We start from the raw sequence: 15980 nt of genomic DNA on the forward strand, positions 1-15980 counted from the left end.
TGTATACGTCTTTTTAACAGATTATCTGACTTAGGTGTGTTTTGAACTGCCTCCCATTTCTCGTGTCCAAGAAATGGGAGGCAGTTCACTCTCGTAGGTGGCCGTTTTTTTGTGCCGTATGTAAAGGTTTCCTGCTCAAGTTATCGAGCAAAAAGTTCCCAAAAAGCAACAGCAGATGATGCAGCAACATTGAGTGAATCTACCTGATGAGACATGGGGATGATGGTGGTAATGTCACAAGCCTTAATGGTTTTCATATCAAGTCCATAGCCTTCACTGCCAAAGAATAGTGCAGCTTTTTTGCCTTTTACCAGCTCTTTATTAAGAGGTACTGCAGAATCTGTGAGTGCAAGGGCACACGTAGTAAAAGAATGAGCCTTGAGCTTTTCTATAAAATCCAGTGAAGTTGTCTCTTCATCCAAACGAGTCCAAGGTACCTTAAGAACCGTTCCCATAGAAACGCGCAGGACACGCCTTGAGAGGTTGTCGGCGCACTTAGCAGTCAAGATAACAGCATCTACATTGAGGGCCGCAGCTGACCTAAAGACAGCACCAACGTTGTTAACGTCTACTAAATCTTCTAGTACGGCAATATGCTTTGACGTGCTTAGAATCTCTTCTAGCGATGCACCTTGAGGTCTCCTCATGGCACAGAGCGCTCCTCTATTCATTTTGTAGCCAATAAGCTGTGTAAGCTGCTCATCTGGAAGAATGAAAATAGGAACGTCATCTGACAAAGGGTGGAACTTCTCGACAATTTGCAAAATATTGTCTGTATGAGAAGTATTTGCAAGAAACGAAAGCGGCTTGCAGCCTGCGGCAAGTGCAGTTTCAATCACAAAATGTGACTCGCAAATCATGACGCCGCGAGTTGGGTCAAGACGATTACGAAGCTGGTTATCAGTCAATCGAGCATACACATCAAGGCGGCTGTCGTCAGATGAATCTATGTGAATAACTGGATGTGTTGCCATAAATAACGTACCCCTCGCCTCTTGATAGACAGTATTCTCTCACTCTTGAGGCAAGAGTAACGTCATGTATTCCTAGATTACTTCTGTAGCAGCTTTCTCTTGAGGAAGAAGCTCAGAGAAACCAGCGAGACAGAGGAACAGACAAGTGTGCCCTGAAGCGCAATCTGAGAATAATCTGCAGTATCAGGAAGCTGTGACTTCTTCTGAGCTTGCTGAGGCTCCTCAGGAGTGTGCGTCTCAGGTGTTTCTGGCGTAGTCTCAGGCTGCTTTACGTATACGTGAGTCCAATTTGCAGTAATGGCTGGCTGAGAAGTATCACTTGTGCCAACAACAAGATTAACTTTTAAATGCTGGTACGAATCAAAGTTATCTGGATCTGCAGATGTTGGGGTAAGCAGATATTCAATTCGATACTGACCAACAGGCAAGGTGTCATCTTGATATGAAGAATAAACAACATCCTTAAAGTGATTGGAGAAATAAATAGCATTGCCGTCGGCATCAACAACACGAGGTGTGCCATCTGGCATATAAGTCATATCGATAGTAAATTGACCATTCTCAAACAACTGAACATCGTAGGTATCATATCCAGGAGTCCTACTGATAACAATATCGCCATTGTGCGTAGCAGCACTAACAGGGAAAAGCTGTGTAATATCTTGCGATTGAATCTCTGCCATAAGACGAGCTGTTACGGCATCAATGTCCAGCACTCGCCTTGTTCCTGCATCAACCGTGTGGTCATAGTTGTAAGAAGAGATGGTAGCAGGAGCATTCTGAAGACCAGCGTCAATAGGTTTTAAGGTAGTTCCAGTATCAGAGACATATGCGGTGTGCGCGAGGGTGTAGTAATACGTAATATGCGTCACATACGTAGTTGGACGCGCAACATTACCATCACCATCATAACCAGCAGAAATCGTATAAGAATCCACTTCTTTATGGTCAAGAATGTCATTGCCCACTACCTCTGGAGCTTGGAATAGACCTTGTTTTTCAGTCTTATTTCCGTTGCTATCAACAAACGTTGTGAGGTTACGATCAATATTAGATACACCCACGTGCATGGTGTAAATGTAATAGAAGCCATGCTCTTGATCATACGAGAGCGTTTTTTCCAGCTTATACTGACCCATAGGCAAACTGGTATCAATAACAGCGGTATTATCCTGACCAACCGACCCTTGTGCCAGCTGACCATTAGCAATGTAAGAATTAACTCTGTCTCTGTGAGTCTGAATATCATTGTCTGAATCAAATTCAAACACTGGAAGCAAAATTCTACGATCAGTCACACCGGCAAGCTCTGGATGAGTCTGAATGTATGCATCTACAGCTGCATCATCTGTTGTATATCTCAGAGAATCATCTGGCGAGAAAAGCGACAAGTCAAACTGATCTCTATCTAAATAAACAAAATCACTTACCTTGCTATAGTTTGGATGAGAATCAGTGTTAACTGCCTCATAAGGCTTAACTTGCTCAAGAGTATCAAACGATGTTGAATCATTGCCAACAAGCGAAGCAAAATCAGAAGGAAGAAGCTCATACGATTTGACATCAGTATGCAGTAACAACTGATTAGTAGAATGAGAATTTGATTGGCTAGTTGAAGCAGTAGCTACAGCAATTTTAGGAAAAGCTGAAATGCATAAAAGAAGTACGGCAAGAGCAGTACAAACACATCTAATATTTTGCGTAGTACTATTGACTCTAGTTGATGACATACGCTATTACTCCCCCTGCAATTGAAAAATAATTATTTCTAAATGTCGTATATATTACTCCATTTTTGTTCATCTCCTATAGAAAATAATTCCACGTAAGTTCCATAAAATATGTGGTGAATATGCACTACACTAAATGAATGTGTCTTTGACTCATTTGCAGAAAGTCTGTTTGTCAAAACACACTGATTTTTGCTATGTAACTTCGTTTTTATAAGGAGTGCTCCTTGGCTAAGCACTTTGCAAAAAGCTCTGCTTCTCATACCGCTAACCTACAACCTCTTTCTTCAGAGGAAGCTACAGAGAAAGCGCCTTCTCTTAAAGACTCAGTACCAAGCCTTGGCGATACTGATATGTACGTTGCTCTTAATGAAGAGCAGGTAAAAGCCAATCAGCTTAATGATTCTTCACAATCAGCGGAAGCGCCAGAAGAGCAGGCAGATGATCTAACTGTCATTGCTCCCCTTGATAGCGCAGAACTTGGAGAAAAAGAAGAGGCTCCCGTTGTTCTCAAGAAACATCAGTGGTGGAAGATACCTGTTGTGCTCGTTGGTATTCTCGCCCTTGTGTACGTGGGTGGAGCAATCTTCTTTAACTTCTTCTTTATGCCTCAAACCAGCATTTATGGTAAGGACTACTCCTTAAAACCTGCTTCAGATTTACAAGCTTCTAGAGCAAACGAGGCCTCAAATTACTCCGTCCAAGTCTCTGGAAACGGCGTAGATTTAACCATCAAGGCATCTGACATTGATTTGACGTACGACGCAGCTGGATATGCTCACGATGCTATTAGTCAGCAGAATCCTTGGATGTGGCCACTGGAGATTACTCGTAGCAGGTCCTTGAGTCCACATGCAACCGCTTCGTATGATACAAGCAAGGCAGACGCACTCTTTAATCAAAGAATTGAGCAGGCAAAAGAATCTGCTCAAACTCTAGAGAACAATGGTATTACCTACGATAGCTCGGCTAAAAAGTTTATTTTTGCTGACGACGCTATTGCTACAAGACTATCTCTTGAGGGCGTCCATAAAGACTTGCAAACCGCTTTTGATAATCTGAGCACTACCGTACAGCTTGGCCCAGAAAGCCTCATGAGCGCAGAAGACCTTGATACTGCCTTGAAGACTGCTAATTCATACGTTGCTTCTGCGGTTGATTTGATGCTAGGAGATTCTGCTGCATATCAGCTTGATCAAGACACCATTGCTAGCTGGATTAAGTTTGATGAGAATCTCTCTATTTCATTTGATACAGACGCTATTACCAAATGGGTCAACGAGACACTTGCTCCTGCAGTAGATACTCGTGGAACTTCAAGAACGTATAAGCGCTGGGATGGAAAAGAATTCACTACAAAGGCCGCTGGTGCATACGGTTGGGTTATTGATAATGACGCTGCTGTAAAAGCTATCTCTGACGGTCTGTCCGCTGGTCAGGCAACAAAGATTGAACTGCCTACAAAACAGTCGGCCGATAAGTTTACTAAACAGGGCGAGCAGGACTGGGGCGGTCGTTATATTGACGTTGACCTTACCACTCAGCATGCTGTTCTTTATGGTGATGATGGAACTATTCTTTGGGAAGCCGATGTAGTAACAGGTATCCCAGACGGACATCACAACACTCCGGAAGGAGTCTGGTATATTACCAGCCACATTAGAGACGCTCGTCTCCTGGGACCAAATGACGAGAATGGCAAACCAGGTTGGGATGCACACGTTGACTTCTGGCTTGGCGTAAAGGGTCAAGAAGTTGGTTTTCACAACGCTCCATGGAGAAGTGCGTTTGGTGGAAACATCTACAGAACAGGCGGTAGTCATGGCTGCATCAACCTAAGCTATGAAAACGCTCAAAAACTCTTTGATATCGCCAAAGATGGAGATCCAATTATCATTCACTACTAGGTTTTTCTTAGAGAATAAAATTATGCGCGCTTCAGAATTGTTTTCTGAAGCGCGCATTTTTTATGTCTTACGGAAGATCTACAACACGCTCTTTGTTTGCCATAAAATCAAGATACTCTGAACCTAAGCGAGAAGTGATCAATGAACTGGCAGAAGGAAAATCAGAATCACTTTGCCTAATACCAATATTAGTAATATTGTTATATGCATGTGAACCTAACAACCCGTCTGATAGGTACATTTCTCCACCACTTGCATTTTGAACACTCCACTTTATGACGGGTAATCCTCGTGTATGCATTTCTTCAAGTAAAGGAATGTTCATTTGATACATGCTTTGATTGATAGAAAATCCAAAATTTGAAAGTATAGATAATGCATATATATCCTGATCAACAACTGCTATCAACTTGTTATTCCTACTAATGACCCACAAGAGTCCTGTTGTTGCAATATCTCCATTTTCCATTTTTGTAGCACATAAAATAGGACCTGATATCTCAAGATCTTCGATGCTATCTATCTTCAAATAGTTATACTCTGGCCCCAGTTCTTCACTGTAATCATTAAATGTGTTGAGTTGACTAGCAACACATTGTGCGGCCGATTTCTTTAAATTTGTTATCTGAAGTGATGATACATTTTTTGGTTTATAGAACACTATTAGGCCTATTATCAGCCCAGCTGACAACAATATTATGCCTACAATAACTCTTTTCCTACGCTGCATCATCTGTCACCTCATCATTACCTAGTAATAATGAAACTAACTAGAAGCTATTGTAACAATTGTTTACTCTTTAATCGTTTTAACTTTAAATCCAAAATAGTAAATGTGTCCTAACCAAACAATGACAAGGACAATACTGCCAACAATAACGCCTTTCATAAGCATGGCAATCAGACCTACAGCCATGACCAAGGTTACTGTAACAAGGATGCGTATTTTAGTCTTAACAGTCATCCCTTTTCCAGCTTTAAAATCAGCAAGATTATTTTGGTAAAACTTTGTATTAATAAGCCAATTATTGAGTCGGTCGGATGATTTTGCAAAGCAAAATGCAGCAAGTGCCAAAAATGGAACAGTTGGCAAAATGGGAAGCACTACACCAAGCACAGCAAGTGCCAAGCTTATACAACCTAGTGCCATAAAGGCAACGCGTTTAACTGACATAAATACTCCCCACTGCTTTTTGAGAGAGTTTACCATGTTTAACAAAAAGCAGTAGGGATATTGCTCAAACCAAAGTACTTCTTATATAAATTTATTTACTAGCAACGCCTAAAAACGTGGCATTTGACCTCCGCCAAAGCCCATATTCTTCATCATGGACTCCATGGCACGGCGACCCTTCTTTGCATTACCGCCCTGAGTCATAGCCTTCATCTTGCCCATCATCTTATTCATCTCTCCCCACTGACGAATAAGCTGATTAACTTCCTGAACGCTACGACCAGATCCCATAGAAATGCGACGACGGCGCTGACCATTAATAATCTTTGGACGCATGCGCTCTTCTTTGGTCATGGAACGAATGATAGCTTCAATCTTTCCCATAGAGCTATCATCCACACCACCCTGCTGGGCCATCATACGGTCACCACCAGGTAAAGCACCAATAAGCTTTGCAAGACCGCCCATCTTGCGAATTTGGTTCATCTGATTGAGCAGGTCATCCATAGTAAAGCCTTCACGCAACATGCGCTCAGCATCTTCAACCTGCTTCTCATCTGCTGCCTGTTGGGCCTTCTCGACAATAGAGATAACATCACCCATGCCAAGGATGCGCTTGGCCATACGATCTGGGTGGAAAACCTCAAGTGAATCGGGTTTCTCGCCCATAGAAACAAACTTGATAGGCTTGCCGGTAACCTCACGTACGGAAAGGGCACCACCGCCACGAGCGTCGCCATCAAGCTTGGACATGATGACGCCGTCAAAGTCTACGCGCTCGGCGAAGGTGCTAACAACATTGACGATATCCTGGCCGGTCATGGCGTCGACAACCATAAGAATCTGATCTGGCTTGACGGCGCGCTTGATAGCAACGGCCTCTTCCATCATTTCTTCGTCAATTTGAAGACGACCCGCGGTATCGACAATTACCAGGTCATTGAGGTGGTCAACAGCCTCCTGGATTGCCTGAGACGCAATAGCAACAGCGTCTTTGCCGTCACCACGATAGACTGGCACGCCAATCTCTGAACCAAGTGTTTCAAGCTGATCTGCTGCTGCAGGACGGTGAACGTCGCAGGCGGCAAGCAGAGGATTCTTACCCTGAGACTTAAGCAGATAGGCAAGCTTTGCCGCCGCAGTTGTCTTACCGGAGCCCTGGAGACCAACAAGCATGATGACGTTTGGAATGCGATTCTGTGCCAGCGTAAGCTTGGACTCGGTTGAGCCGAGCAGCGCCGTGAGCTCATCCAGAACAATGCGGACAACGTTTTGAGCTGGGGACAAAGACTCCAGGACGTCAGCGGTCATGCACTGCTCTTTGCAGCGGCCAACAAACTCTTTGACTACCTTGTAGTTAACGTCAGCCTCGAGAAGAGCCATGCGAATTTCTCGCATTGCTGAATTGATATCATCCTCAGTGAGACGGCCCTTTCCGCGCAGAGCGGAAAATGTATTTTGCAGTCTATCTTGCAGGCTGTTAAACATTACTGAACTCCCTCACCAACAAGTGCTTCACAGAATGAACGAGCATCAAACGTCTGAAGATCATCAATTGACTCGCCCACACCAATACGATAAATAGGCAGGTTAAGCTGGTTAGAAATTGCCAAAGCAATTCCTCCCTTTGCGGTGCCATCAAGCTTTGTAACAATAAGACCGTCCAAGGACAGTGCGTCATTGAACTCTTTTGCCTGGTTAAGGCCATTTTGACCGGTAGTTGCATCAATAACCAAGACAACGCTAACAGGAATATCTCCTGCTCGCTTTCTGGTAACCGAGACAACCTTAGCAAGCTCGCGCATCAGATCAGATGAAGTGTGCAGGCGTCCAGCAGTATCAATAAGTACCAGCTCAGTGCCTTGTTTTTCTGCAGTCTCAACAACCTCAAAGCAAACGCTTGCAGGGTCAGCGCCACGTTCTCTAGTTACTACCTCAATACCAGAGCGCTCTCCCCAAACCTGTAGCTGCTCAATTGCAGCAGCACGGAAGGTATCAGCGCCGCCAATCAAGGTCTTAACGCCGCTTGCATGCGCACGACCAGCAATCTTTCCAACAGTGGTAGTTTTACCAGCGCCATTAATGCCTACAAACAAGACAATGGAAGGCGTATCTGTAAAGGGGTCTCTTTCTGCAACAGGAAACTCTGCTGTAAGGCGCTCTACAAGGGCACGACGTAGCTGATCGGAGCGCATAAGGTTTTCTCGCGCCGCACGTTCACGCAGGTCATCGGTGACACGCATAGCCACCTCAGCGCCCATGTCTCCCATAACAAGCGTATCTTCAAGGTCATCCCAAAAGTCTTCGGTGACCTCTCCACCCATATAAAAGATTTCGCTTAAAGTCTCACGAGAACGCTCAAGACCGCGGCGAAGATTGTCCATAAAGCCCATTAGATATCAACTACCTTTCCGGTTGTCTTATCAAGCCTCTGAGAGACAACGTGGCTGACACCATCTGCCTGCATAGATACACCGTACAGAACATCAGCCTGCTCCATGGTGCGCCTCTGGTGAGAAATGACAATCAGCTGAGTAGTCTCTTTGAGCTGCTCAATGGCATCAAGCAGCTTGGAGAGGTTGGCGTCGTCGAGCGCGGCCTCAACCTCATCAAAAACGTAGAACGGAACAGTACGCGTTCTGTATACAGCAAAGAGCAATGCCAGGGCGGTGAGGCTCTTCTCGCCACCTGACATGAGCATCATCTTGGTAATGCGCTTACCGCGCGGCTGAGCCACAATCTCAATGCCTGTCTCGGAGAGATGGTCAGGGTCAGTGAGCTCAATGTGAGCATGACCACCAGGGAACAGCATCGAGAAGATCTCGGAGAAGTTCTGGTTGACGCGGTCAAAGACAACAAGGAAGCGGCTACGCATCTTGCGGTCAATAGCCGAGATAATCTTCTTCAGTGAGGTTCGAGCAGCCTCTAAGTCAGCTACCTGCTCGTTAATGTAGTCAGCACGCTCTTTGAGGCGCTCGTACTCATCCATGGCAACGGCGTTGACAGGACCAAGTGCCTCAAGTTGACTCTTGAGCGACGCAGCAATGCGTTCTGCCTGCTCTCTATCTTCTGGCTCAGGAAGCGTCAATGCCTCGTCCAATGAGGCGCCCGTAGCAAGAATGGCCTCGATGGCGTTTTGAACCTGAACCTCAAGCTTGCCAATCTCAACGCTAATCTGGTTAGCGGCGTCTTTCTCTTTTTCTACCGCAAGCGCAGCTTCAGAAGCAGCGTCTTTTGCCTCAGAGATGGTCTCTCGCAGTGTCTCAGAGTCAGCCTCCGCCAACGACGCGCGATCCTTGAGCCTAGACGCCCACTCAAGCGCCTTCTGGTGCAGGGCATCATAGCGCCTGTACAGCGGATCCACGCGCAACCTGATTACCTCAAGCGCATGCGTTGCCTGTTTAGCAGCAGCAAGCTGCTCATCCAGCTGAGACAGACGCCTCTCAAGCTCTGCCTGGCGAGAAGTCATGCTCGTTGCGCGCTCTTTTGCAACAGTCAGGTCCGTCTTTGCATCCGAAAGCTCTCGGTTGGCCCTACCCTGTGCGCGAATGGCATCCTCATGCTGATCCTGCAACTCTTTGAGCTCCAAAGCTAGCGACTCCATGCGAGTCTTAGCCTCTTCAGCCGCACGCTTGTGCTCATCAATGTGCGCACGAGCCTCTTGAGCGCGCTCTTTGGCCTGCTCTCGAGAAGTGCTCACCTGTTTCAGCTCAGCCTGAGAAGACGCAACCTGTCCCTCAAGACGGCCTCGCTCCGCAGCAATAGAGGTAAGCTCACCGTTGAGGCGAGCAACCTCACCCTTGGACTGCGCGCTTTTCTCGCGAACTAAAGCTAGCTCATTCTCGCAGTTGGTAACTGCAGAGCGCGCGGCCTCAAGATGGCGTTTGAGGGAAGGAAGCGCACCCTCAAGCTCACGGATGCGACGCTTACGCTCAAGAGAGCCGTCCTCAGCCTGAGATGTGTGTCCCAGGATCAGACGACCGTCTGGATAGAGCAACGTGCCGTCAGGGAGCGCATAAAGCCCACGAGGCTCAACGTTGCGAGCAGCGTAGGCATCATCAAGACTCTGAGCAACAAAAACGTGACCAAAAAGCGCCTGCACAAGAGCTTCGGCACCCTTCTGAGCAGATACGTGCTCAAGCAAAGACGTTGTATGTGCAGGCGCAGCAAGAGCTGGAGTTGTGTCAGAAAGAGCAACCAACGTAGCCTTGCCGTCCTCAGAAAGCGTCTGAACGCGCTCAAAGAGCGTCTGAATGTTTTGCTGCTTGTCTACAACAAGCGCGGAAAGATCTTCTCCTAAAAGCTGCTCAACAAGGGCCTCAAACTCTGGCTGAACCTCAAGATAATCAGCAAGTCTGCCAAAAACAAGAGAAGCAGTTGCTGCATCCGCAACAAGCTTTTCTGCCAGAGGACTTCCCTTTTGGACTTCCACATCAAGCGCACGAAGTGCCTCAAGCGTAGCTTCACTACTAGAAAGCTCCTGGCGAGCAGTACGCTCTGCCTCGCGAGCCGCCTCAAGTGCAGAAGCACGCTCAGAAATCTCAGCGACAAACGCCTCGGACTCCTGACGAGCTTTCTCAAGAGCCGCCGTGAGCTCTGCTTCTTTAGCGCCACTATCTTCTAGAGCAGCACGAGCAATCTCAAGGGCCTCGGTAATCTGAGACAACCTGGACTCGAACATCTTGTCTTCTACCTGCGCATGAGCAATCTGCTCTTCAAGCTTTACATACGCAAGCGTCTCTTTATCAGCGGTATTGCGCGCACTTCGCTCAGACGCAGTGCAGTCAGAAATCTTTACATCAAGAGCACGACGCTCGGCAATTGCCTGGTTAGCCGCCTCTTGGAGCGCGTTCACGCTCTCCGTCAGATCCGCAACCTTTGCACGAATTGTTGCCAGCTGACCAGAAAGCTCTTCGTTCTCTTTTGCGGCGTCTGCCTTCTGTTTATCCATCACAGAAAGCTGCATACGCGTGTCAGAAAGGCGAGAAACCATGTTCTTGCCCTTCTCCTCCAAAAGACGCATGTCAGATCCCATACGACCAAGAATCTCTTGCATGCGACGGCGCTGCTCACCCAAGTCTCCAACAAAGAGACCCTTTTGCTCAAGAAGTGACTGGAGCTTTTCAAGCTCACGGTTTTTCTCGCCCGCACGATACTGCGCAAGCTCAATGGCAGCCTCAGCCTCTTTTGCGCGAGCCTCCAGCTTTCCATGCGTAAACTGCAGCTGACGAAGGTCATCAACCGCAAGTTGCACCGTCAAATCCTTGAGCTGGGCAGACAACTCTTTTGCACGAGAAGCCTTATCTACCTGCCTCTCAAGCGGTTTAAGCTGGCGGGTAATCTCGCGAGAAACCACTTTGGCTCGCGTGAGATTCTCATCCATGGAAGAGATTTTGCGCTCCGCACGCTCTTTGCGGCGACGATGCTTAGAGATATCTGCAGCCTCTTCGATGAGCTCACGACGCTGCTCAGGACGGCTAGACAAAATGGAATCGAGTTTGCCCTGAGAAATAATGGAGTGGGTATCTTTGCCCAGACCAGAGTCATGCAAAATGTCCTGGATATCCATGAGTCTTGAAGGAGCGCCGTTAATCAGGTACTCAGACTCTCCAGAGCGATACATGCGCCTGGTGATGCCAATTTCAGAGAAATCAATAGGAATGGTGTGGTCGGAGTTATCCAGAACCAGCGTTACCTCAGCAACGCCCACCGCTCCCCTTGCTGATGAGCCAGAGAAGATGACGTCTTCCATGGCCTGGCCACGGAGCATCTTTGCGCTCTGCTCGCCTAATACCCAGAGAATTGCGTCAGAGACATTGGACTTACCCGAGCCATTAGGACCAACGACAACGGTAAGACCGGGGTCAAAAACCATCTGAGTTTTATCAGCGAATGACTTAAAACCCTTAAGTGTCAGCGATTTTAGATACACGGGTACAGGGTACCTTTCTACCTTAGGTGCATTTCTGCATCAGCATCAAGCGGAGCGTCATCCACACCAAGACGTACCAGTGCGTCTTGAGCGGCTTCTGACTCTGCGGCTTTCTTTGATGGTCCCTGTCCACGACCCACCTTAAGGCCGTCGACAAATACCACAGCGGTAAACGTTGGTGTGTGAGCAGGTCCACTCTCGCCAATAAGCTTATATTCAGGAGTAGCCTTGCCTTTAGCCTGTACCGCTTCTTGCAAACGAGATTTAGGGCTTACCGAACGAACTGCCAGCGCTGGAGAAATGTGAGGTCCAAGCGTACGAATAACAAAATCGTGCGTTGGATCAAAACCCGCATCAAGGTAGAGCGCGCCAACAATGGACTCGTAGACGTTCTCCAGAGCAGACTTCATGCCACGCTTTCCCGTGCCCTTCTCGGAAATTCCCATAACAATTAAGGGAGAAATTCCTAGAGCATCAGAGACAATGGAAAGCGTGTGGCCGGATACTAGAGAGATTTTCAACCTAGTAAGCTGGCCTTCATCCATATCTGGATAACGCTCAAACAGCTCCGTTGCAATAATGGCACCAAGAATTGAGTCACCCAGAAACTCCAGGCGCTCATACGAAGCAGAAACAGGCTTGCCCTCCACCGCCGAAGGGTGTGTGAGGGCAGCCTCGATAAGTTCTTTATTGGTAAATGTGTGACCGCAAATAGCTTCTGCAGCAGCTACTCGTTCGTGCAATTTCACGTATAAAACCTACTTAAGCAGCAAGAATAGCATCTACTGCGTCACCAACGGTAGCAATCTCATCGATGTTTTCTGCATCAAAGGTCATATCAAACTCTTGCTCAAGGTCTGTGACAAGCTGCAAAAGATCAAATGAGTCTGCACCAAGATCTTTAAATGAGGTACCCTCTGTGAGCTCAACGGAATCGTCAAGGTCCAGTGTCTCTCTAACAACGTCAATTACCTTTTCAAGTGTTTCTGTGCGATCCATACATCCTCCTTGCACACAACAATGACGCTATTAATTTTACCCCGTGATGGGCGTCTGTATGATGACATTACTAAAGCTGAAACAAACAATCTTAGAAAAAGTAAAGCCCACAGAATTGTCCATGGGCTCCACCATAGTTATAAAAATTTTTATGTACAGACGCTTTTACTACAGCTGAATTGACGAAGAAATTTTCTCGATGAGGTTGGCACGTACTGCATTTGCTGCAGAAAGTGTTCCTGCGCACACAGCAGAAGAGCTGGTAGCCCCATGTCCTTTAAGTACAGGTGCAGAAATACCTAGCAAGAAGGCGCCGCCAACAGAATCTCCTGAAAGTTCCGCTGCTGTAGCCTTCAGAGCATCCTTCAAAAGAAGTGCACCAAACGCAGCCTTCTTGGAGGAATTAATTGCGTCTTTGAGGCTAGACATAATAAACTTACCCGTGCTCTCAATGGATTTTAAGGCCACATTTCCTGTAAAGCCGTCTGTCACAATAACGTCAAAGCGGCTTCCTAAAATATCAGTTCCCTCAGCATTTCCACCAAAATTAATAGCCGCTTCTGTAAGAGCTGCGTGATATGAAAGAGCAAGCTCAGAACCCTTGGTCTCTTCAGAACCATTGCAGAGAAGCCCTATGGTTGGGTTTTCAATTCCAAGCGATGCATTGGCAAAAGCCTTACCCATTTGTGCAAATTGCACCAAAACTTCTGGACGCACATCAGCGTTAGCACCAGTATCCAAAAAGACTGTTTTATGGCCACCAAGTCCAGGAAGAATCAGGGTAAGTGCAGGGCGCTTTACGCCCTTGATGCGACCAATACCAAAGGTAGCTGCCGTAAGCACTGCTCCTGTAGAGCCTGCCGAAAAAAGACCGTCAGCCTCTCCAGCCTTGACTGCCTGGGCAGCCCTTACAATACTGGCGTCTTTCTTCTGTCTAACCGCATTGGCGGGATGCTCGCTCATGGCAATAACTTCAGTGGTTACCAAAGCCTTTGCGCGCTCATGCTTGCTTGCAAAAGGAGTAACAAACTCATCAGCTCCAGCGAGAAGAACCTCCAGCTCTTTGTCCTTCTCAAGAGCCATACGAACTCCCTCAAGAACAACCTCAGGGCTTTGGTCAGATCCCATAACGTCTACACAAATAACGGGCATGATAACTCCTTAGTGCTATAAAAAAGAAGGCTGGCCCCTAAAGAACCAGCCTTCTTGGCCATACGATGTATGAGTGTTACTCAGTAACAACAACCTCACGGTCCTTGTAGAAGCCACAGTTAGGGCATACGTGGTGAGGAAGCTTTGGAGCGCCGCACTGTGGGCATACAGAGCGAGCTGCTGCGTTAAGCTTGCTGTTTGCCGAACGACGGGTGTGGGTTGCGCCGCGGCCCTTCTTTTGTTTAGGTACTGCCATCTTAAACCTCTTTTGCTCTTGCTAGCGCCCCTAAAACATATGAGGGCGCGACCCATTCACATAATGCGTTGGATACTATACCACGTACTGACACATTTTGTACGTAGATACAGCATTTCTTCACCATTTAGGAGAAGAAATTTTATTTTACTCTTCCGAATCCGGCTCAATCACAAGATTTTTGAGAGCCGCAAACGGGTTTGAAGCAAGCTTTTCTTCTTCTCGCTTCTGCTCAATCTGAGCTGCATGACCGCAATCCTCTTCATTCAGATTGCAACCGCATACTGGGCATAGTCCCTTGCAGTCGGACTTGCACAGTACAACATAAGGCGTCTCCATAACAAGCGAAGGCAAAAGAGCCTCTGCAAGATCGATGGTTTTATCGGCATTTACTAAAACGTAATCTGCCTCATCTTCATCATCTGCAGAAATTACAGGCTCTTCAAAGAGATAATACTCATCTACCTCTGCGTTTAAAGAGAGATGTGCGTCCTCAAGACAACGGTCACACGTACCAACTGCGTCAGCACGAAGCATTCCGGTAACCAAAATGCCCTCACCCGCGTTGGTAAGCACCAGATCAAAATCAATTCCCATAGGAAGAGAAAATTCATGCTCCCCTAGCTCATACGAGTCTTCATTAAGATGACCCGCATAAGACACGGTATCGCCTGCATTTGCAAGACGATCATCTAGTGCATAAAGAACTGGTTGCATTGGAATTACCAGGCAACGTTATTGCTGGTGTTACGAGGACCAGAGTTTTCATCAAGTGTCTGACGAACACGAGAGACTGAATTTGTCAGGCTCTTGAGGTTCTCCTCAAGGTGAGCAAGAACTGTATCTGCATACTCCTCAGCGTTGTAGCGAGTATCGCGCTCATACTGCTCTGCCTGGTCACGAATGCCATCTGCCTGCTGCTGAGCAAGGCGGACAACCTCCTGGTCACCAGCAAGAATCATAGCCTGCTGCTGTGCGTCAGCAATGATGGACTCTGCCTGAGCACGTGCGCGCTCAAGGGTCTCATCCTCTTCCTTGATGATGCGACGAGCGGTTGCAAACTCTTCTGGGAAGACACGACGAATCTCGTCAAGCAGCTCGTAGAAGTCCTGGGCATCAATAATCTTCTTGTTACCGCCATCCATAAAAGGTGACTTAGCCTCAGTTACCATCTGCTCAATCTCAGATACAAGGCTCTCAATTTCCTCGCCTGGCTGCATCCAGGGCTCCTTTCAATCCAATACATAAGCTGTGTTATATGCAGTTTTAGCCCTTATGAGCACGACGCATAAAACACCTTTTTAAGAATGTTAGCAGAATATAATGAAAATGCAGGGCAAATATACTTAATTACCGCAATTATGCAGAGCATCAAGCTTTTTAATGACGTTCTTTGGTACCAAAAATGATACATCTGCGCCCATAGCTGAAATTTCTCTCACAATTGAGGAAGAAATATAGCCGTACTCTGGACTGGACATAACAAAGACGCTCTCCAGCTCAGGAGCCATATGAGCGTTAAGATCTGCCTGTTGCAGCTCATACTCAAAGTCTGTCATAGCTCTTAGGCCCTTAACAACACCACCTGCGCCGCGAGCATTGCAGAAATCAACCAGAAGACCTTCCATGGGCTCTACAGAAACGTCCACAAGTCCTTCATCTACCAGAGCGTCTTTAAGCATCTGTACACGCTCTTCAAGAGAAAACGTAGTTCCCGTGCCGTGTTTGCGCTTGGAAGCTGCAACAGCTACCGTAACATTTTCAAAAAGGCGAGAAGCTCGTTTGATTACATCAAGGTGTCCGTTTGTGACGGGATCAAAAGTGCCTGGTACAACTACGTGAGTGATGCTGTTCAA

The 15980-nt window shown here is 46.9% G+C and carries 15 protein-coding genes; 1 reads left to right on the forward strand and 14 read right to left on the reverse strand.

The window, feature by feature from the left end:
- Positions 1–140: 140 nt before the first annotated feature.
- Positions 141–974, reverse strand: coding sequence for a TrmH family RNA methyltransferase (locus HMPREF1493_RS02855; protein ID WP_035427725.1), 834 nt, complete (start codon positions 972–974; stop codon positions 141–143).
- 77 nt (positions 975–1051) lie between these two features.
- Positions 1052–2704 (reverse strand): hypothetical protein, encoded by a 1653-nt coding sequence (locus HMPREF1493_RS02860; protein WP_035427726.1) that lies wholly within the window; start codon positions 2702–2704, stop codon positions 1052–1054.
- A 227-nt stretch (positions 2705–2931) separates the two neighbouring features.
- Here HMPREF1493_RS02860 and HMPREF1493_RS02865 point away from each other — a divergent pair, with 227 nt between their 5' ends.
- Complete coding sequence (locus tag HMPREF1493_RS02865; RefSeq protein WP_035427727.1) at positions 2932–4611, forward strand: L,D-transpeptidase; 1680 nt, start codon at positions 2932–2934, stop codon at positions 4609–4611.
- Between the two features lie 67 nt (positions 4612–4678).
- Here HMPREF1493_RS02865 and HMPREF1493_RS02870 read toward each other — a convergent pair whose 3' ends face one another.
- The 12 genes from HMPREF1493_RS02870 to coaD form a co-directional block, all read right to left on the reverse strand.
- Complete coding sequence (locus HMPREF1493_RS02870) at positions 4679–5344, reverse strand: hypothetical protein (RefSeq protein WP_035427728.1); 666 nt, start codon at positions 5342–5344, stop codon at positions 4679–4681.
- Between the two features lie 60 nt (positions 5345–5404).
- Positions 5405–5785: a YbaN family protein gene (locus HMPREF1493_RS02875; protein WP_035427729.1), complete on the reverse strand. Its 381-nt coding sequence runs from the start codon at positions 5783–5785 to the stop codon at positions 5405–5407.
- A 108-nt stretch (positions 5786–5893) separates the two neighbouring features.
- On the reverse strand, positions 5894–7273 hold the full coding sequence (gene ffh, locus HMPREF1493_RS02880; protein ID WP_035427730.1) for a signal recognition particle protein: 1380 nt from the start codon (positions 7271–7273) through the stop codon (positions 5894–5896).
- Complete coding sequence (gene ftsY, locus HMPREF1493_RS02885; protein ID WP_035427731.1) at positions 7273–8178, reverse strand: signal recognition particle-docking protein FtsY; 906 nt, start codon at positions 8176–8178, stop codon at positions 7273–7275. The genes ffh and ftsY overlap by 1 nt, the downstream gene beginning before the upstream one ends.
- Entirely contained in the window at positions 8178–11717 is a 3540-nt protein-coding gene (gene smc, locus HMPREF1493_RS02890; protein ID WP_035427732.1) for a chromosome segregation protein SMC, read from the reverse strand. Before smc ends, ftsY begins: the two co-directional genes overlap by 1 nt.
- Before the next feature lie 17 nt (positions 11718–11734).
- Positions 11735–12466 carry a ribonuclease III gene (rnc, locus tag HMPREF1493_RS02895; protein WP_035427733.1) on the reverse strand — a complete coding sequence of 244 codons (732 nt, stop codon included), beginning with the start codon at positions 12464–12466 and terminating at the stop codon, positions 11735–11737.
- Between the two features lie 13 nt (positions 12467–12479).
- A complete protein-coding gene (locus HMPREF1493_RS02900) occupies positions 12480–12716 on the reverse strand; it encodes a phosphopantetheine-binding protein (protein ID WP_035427734.1) in 237 nt (78 codons plus the stop codon).
- Between the two features lie 168 nt (positions 12717–12884).
- Complete coding sequence (gene plsX / locus HMPREF1493_RS02905) at positions 12885–13868, reverse strand: phosphate acyltransferase PlsX (RefSeq protein WP_035427735.1); 984 nt, start codon at positions 13866–13868, stop codon at positions 12885–12887.
- A gap of 76 nt (positions 13869–13944) precedes the next feature.
- Positions 13945–14124: a 50S ribosomal protein L32 gene (gene rpmF / locus HMPREF1493_RS02910; RefSeq protein WP_012808941.1), complete on the reverse strand. Its 180-nt coding sequence runs from the start codon at positions 14122–14124 to the stop codon at positions 13945–13947.
- Between the two features lie 147 nt (positions 14125–14271).
- Complete coding sequence (locus tag HMPREF1493_RS02915; protein WP_035427736.1) at positions 14272–14841, reverse strand: YceD family protein; 570 nt, start codon at positions 14839–14841, stop codon at positions 14272–14274.
- A gap of 5 nt (positions 14842–14846) precedes the next feature.
- Positions 14847–15344, reverse strand: coding sequence for an SPFH domain-containing protein (locus HMPREF1493_RS02920; protein ID WP_012808943.1), 498 nt, complete (start codon positions 15342–15344; stop codon positions 14847–14849).
- Positions 15345–15470: 126 nt separating this feature from the next.
- A complete protein-coding gene (coaD, locus tag HMPREF1493_RS02925; protein ID WP_035427737.1) occupies positions 15471–15980 on the reverse strand; it encodes a pantetheine-phosphate adenylyltransferase in 510 nt (169 codons plus the stop codon).

This window comes from Atopobium sp. ICM42b, assembly GCA_000564995.1.
Taxonomy (GTDB): Bacteria; Actinomycetota; Coriobacteriia; order Coriobacteriales; family Atopobiaceae; genus Lancefieldella.

Coding starts and splice junctions, on each gene's coding strand:
- HMPREF1493_RS02855 (WP_035427725.1), bottom strand. CDS start 974: ATGGCAACACATCCAGTTATTCACATAGATTCATCTGACGACAGCCGC.
- HMPREF1493_RS02860 (WP_035427726.1), bottom strand. CDS start 2,704: ATGTCATCAACTAGAGTCAATAGTACTACGCAAAATATTAGATGTGTT.
- HMPREF1493_RS02870 (WP_035427728.1), bottom strand. CDS start 5,344: ATGATGCAGCGTAGGAAAAGAGTTATTGTAGGCATAATATTGTTGTCA.
- HMPREF1493_RS02875 (WP_035427729.1), bottom strand. CDS start 5,785: ATGTCAGTTAAACGCGTTGCCTTTATGGCACTAGGTTGTATAAGCTTG.
- ffh (WP_035427730.1), bottom strand. CDS start 7,273: ATGTTTAACAGCCTGCAAGATAGACTGCAAAATACATTTTCCGCTCTG.
- ftsY (WP_035427731.1), bottom strand. CDS start 8,178: ATGGGCTTTATGGACAATCTTCGCCGCGGTCTTGAGCGTTCTCGTGAG.
- HMPREF1493_RS02900 (WP_035427734.1), bottom strand. CDS start 12,716: ATGGATCGCACAGAAACACTTGAAAAGGTAATTGACGTTGTTAGAGAG.
- plsX (WP_035427735.1), bottom strand. CDS start 13,868: ATGCCCGTTATTTGTGTAGACGTTATGGGATCTGACCAAAGCCCTGAG.
- rpmF (WP_012808941.1), bottom strand. CDS start 14,124: ATGGCAGTACCTAAACAAAAGAAGGGCCGCGGCGCAACCCACACCCGT.
- HMPREF1493_RS02915 (WP_035427736.1), bottom strand. CDS start 14,841: ATGCAACCAGTTCTTTATGCACTAGATGATCGTCTTGCAAATGCAGGC.
- HMPREF1493_RS02920 (WP_012808943.1), bottom strand. CDS start 15,344: ATGCAGCCAGGCGAGGAAATTGAGAGCCTTGTATCTGAGATTGAGCAG.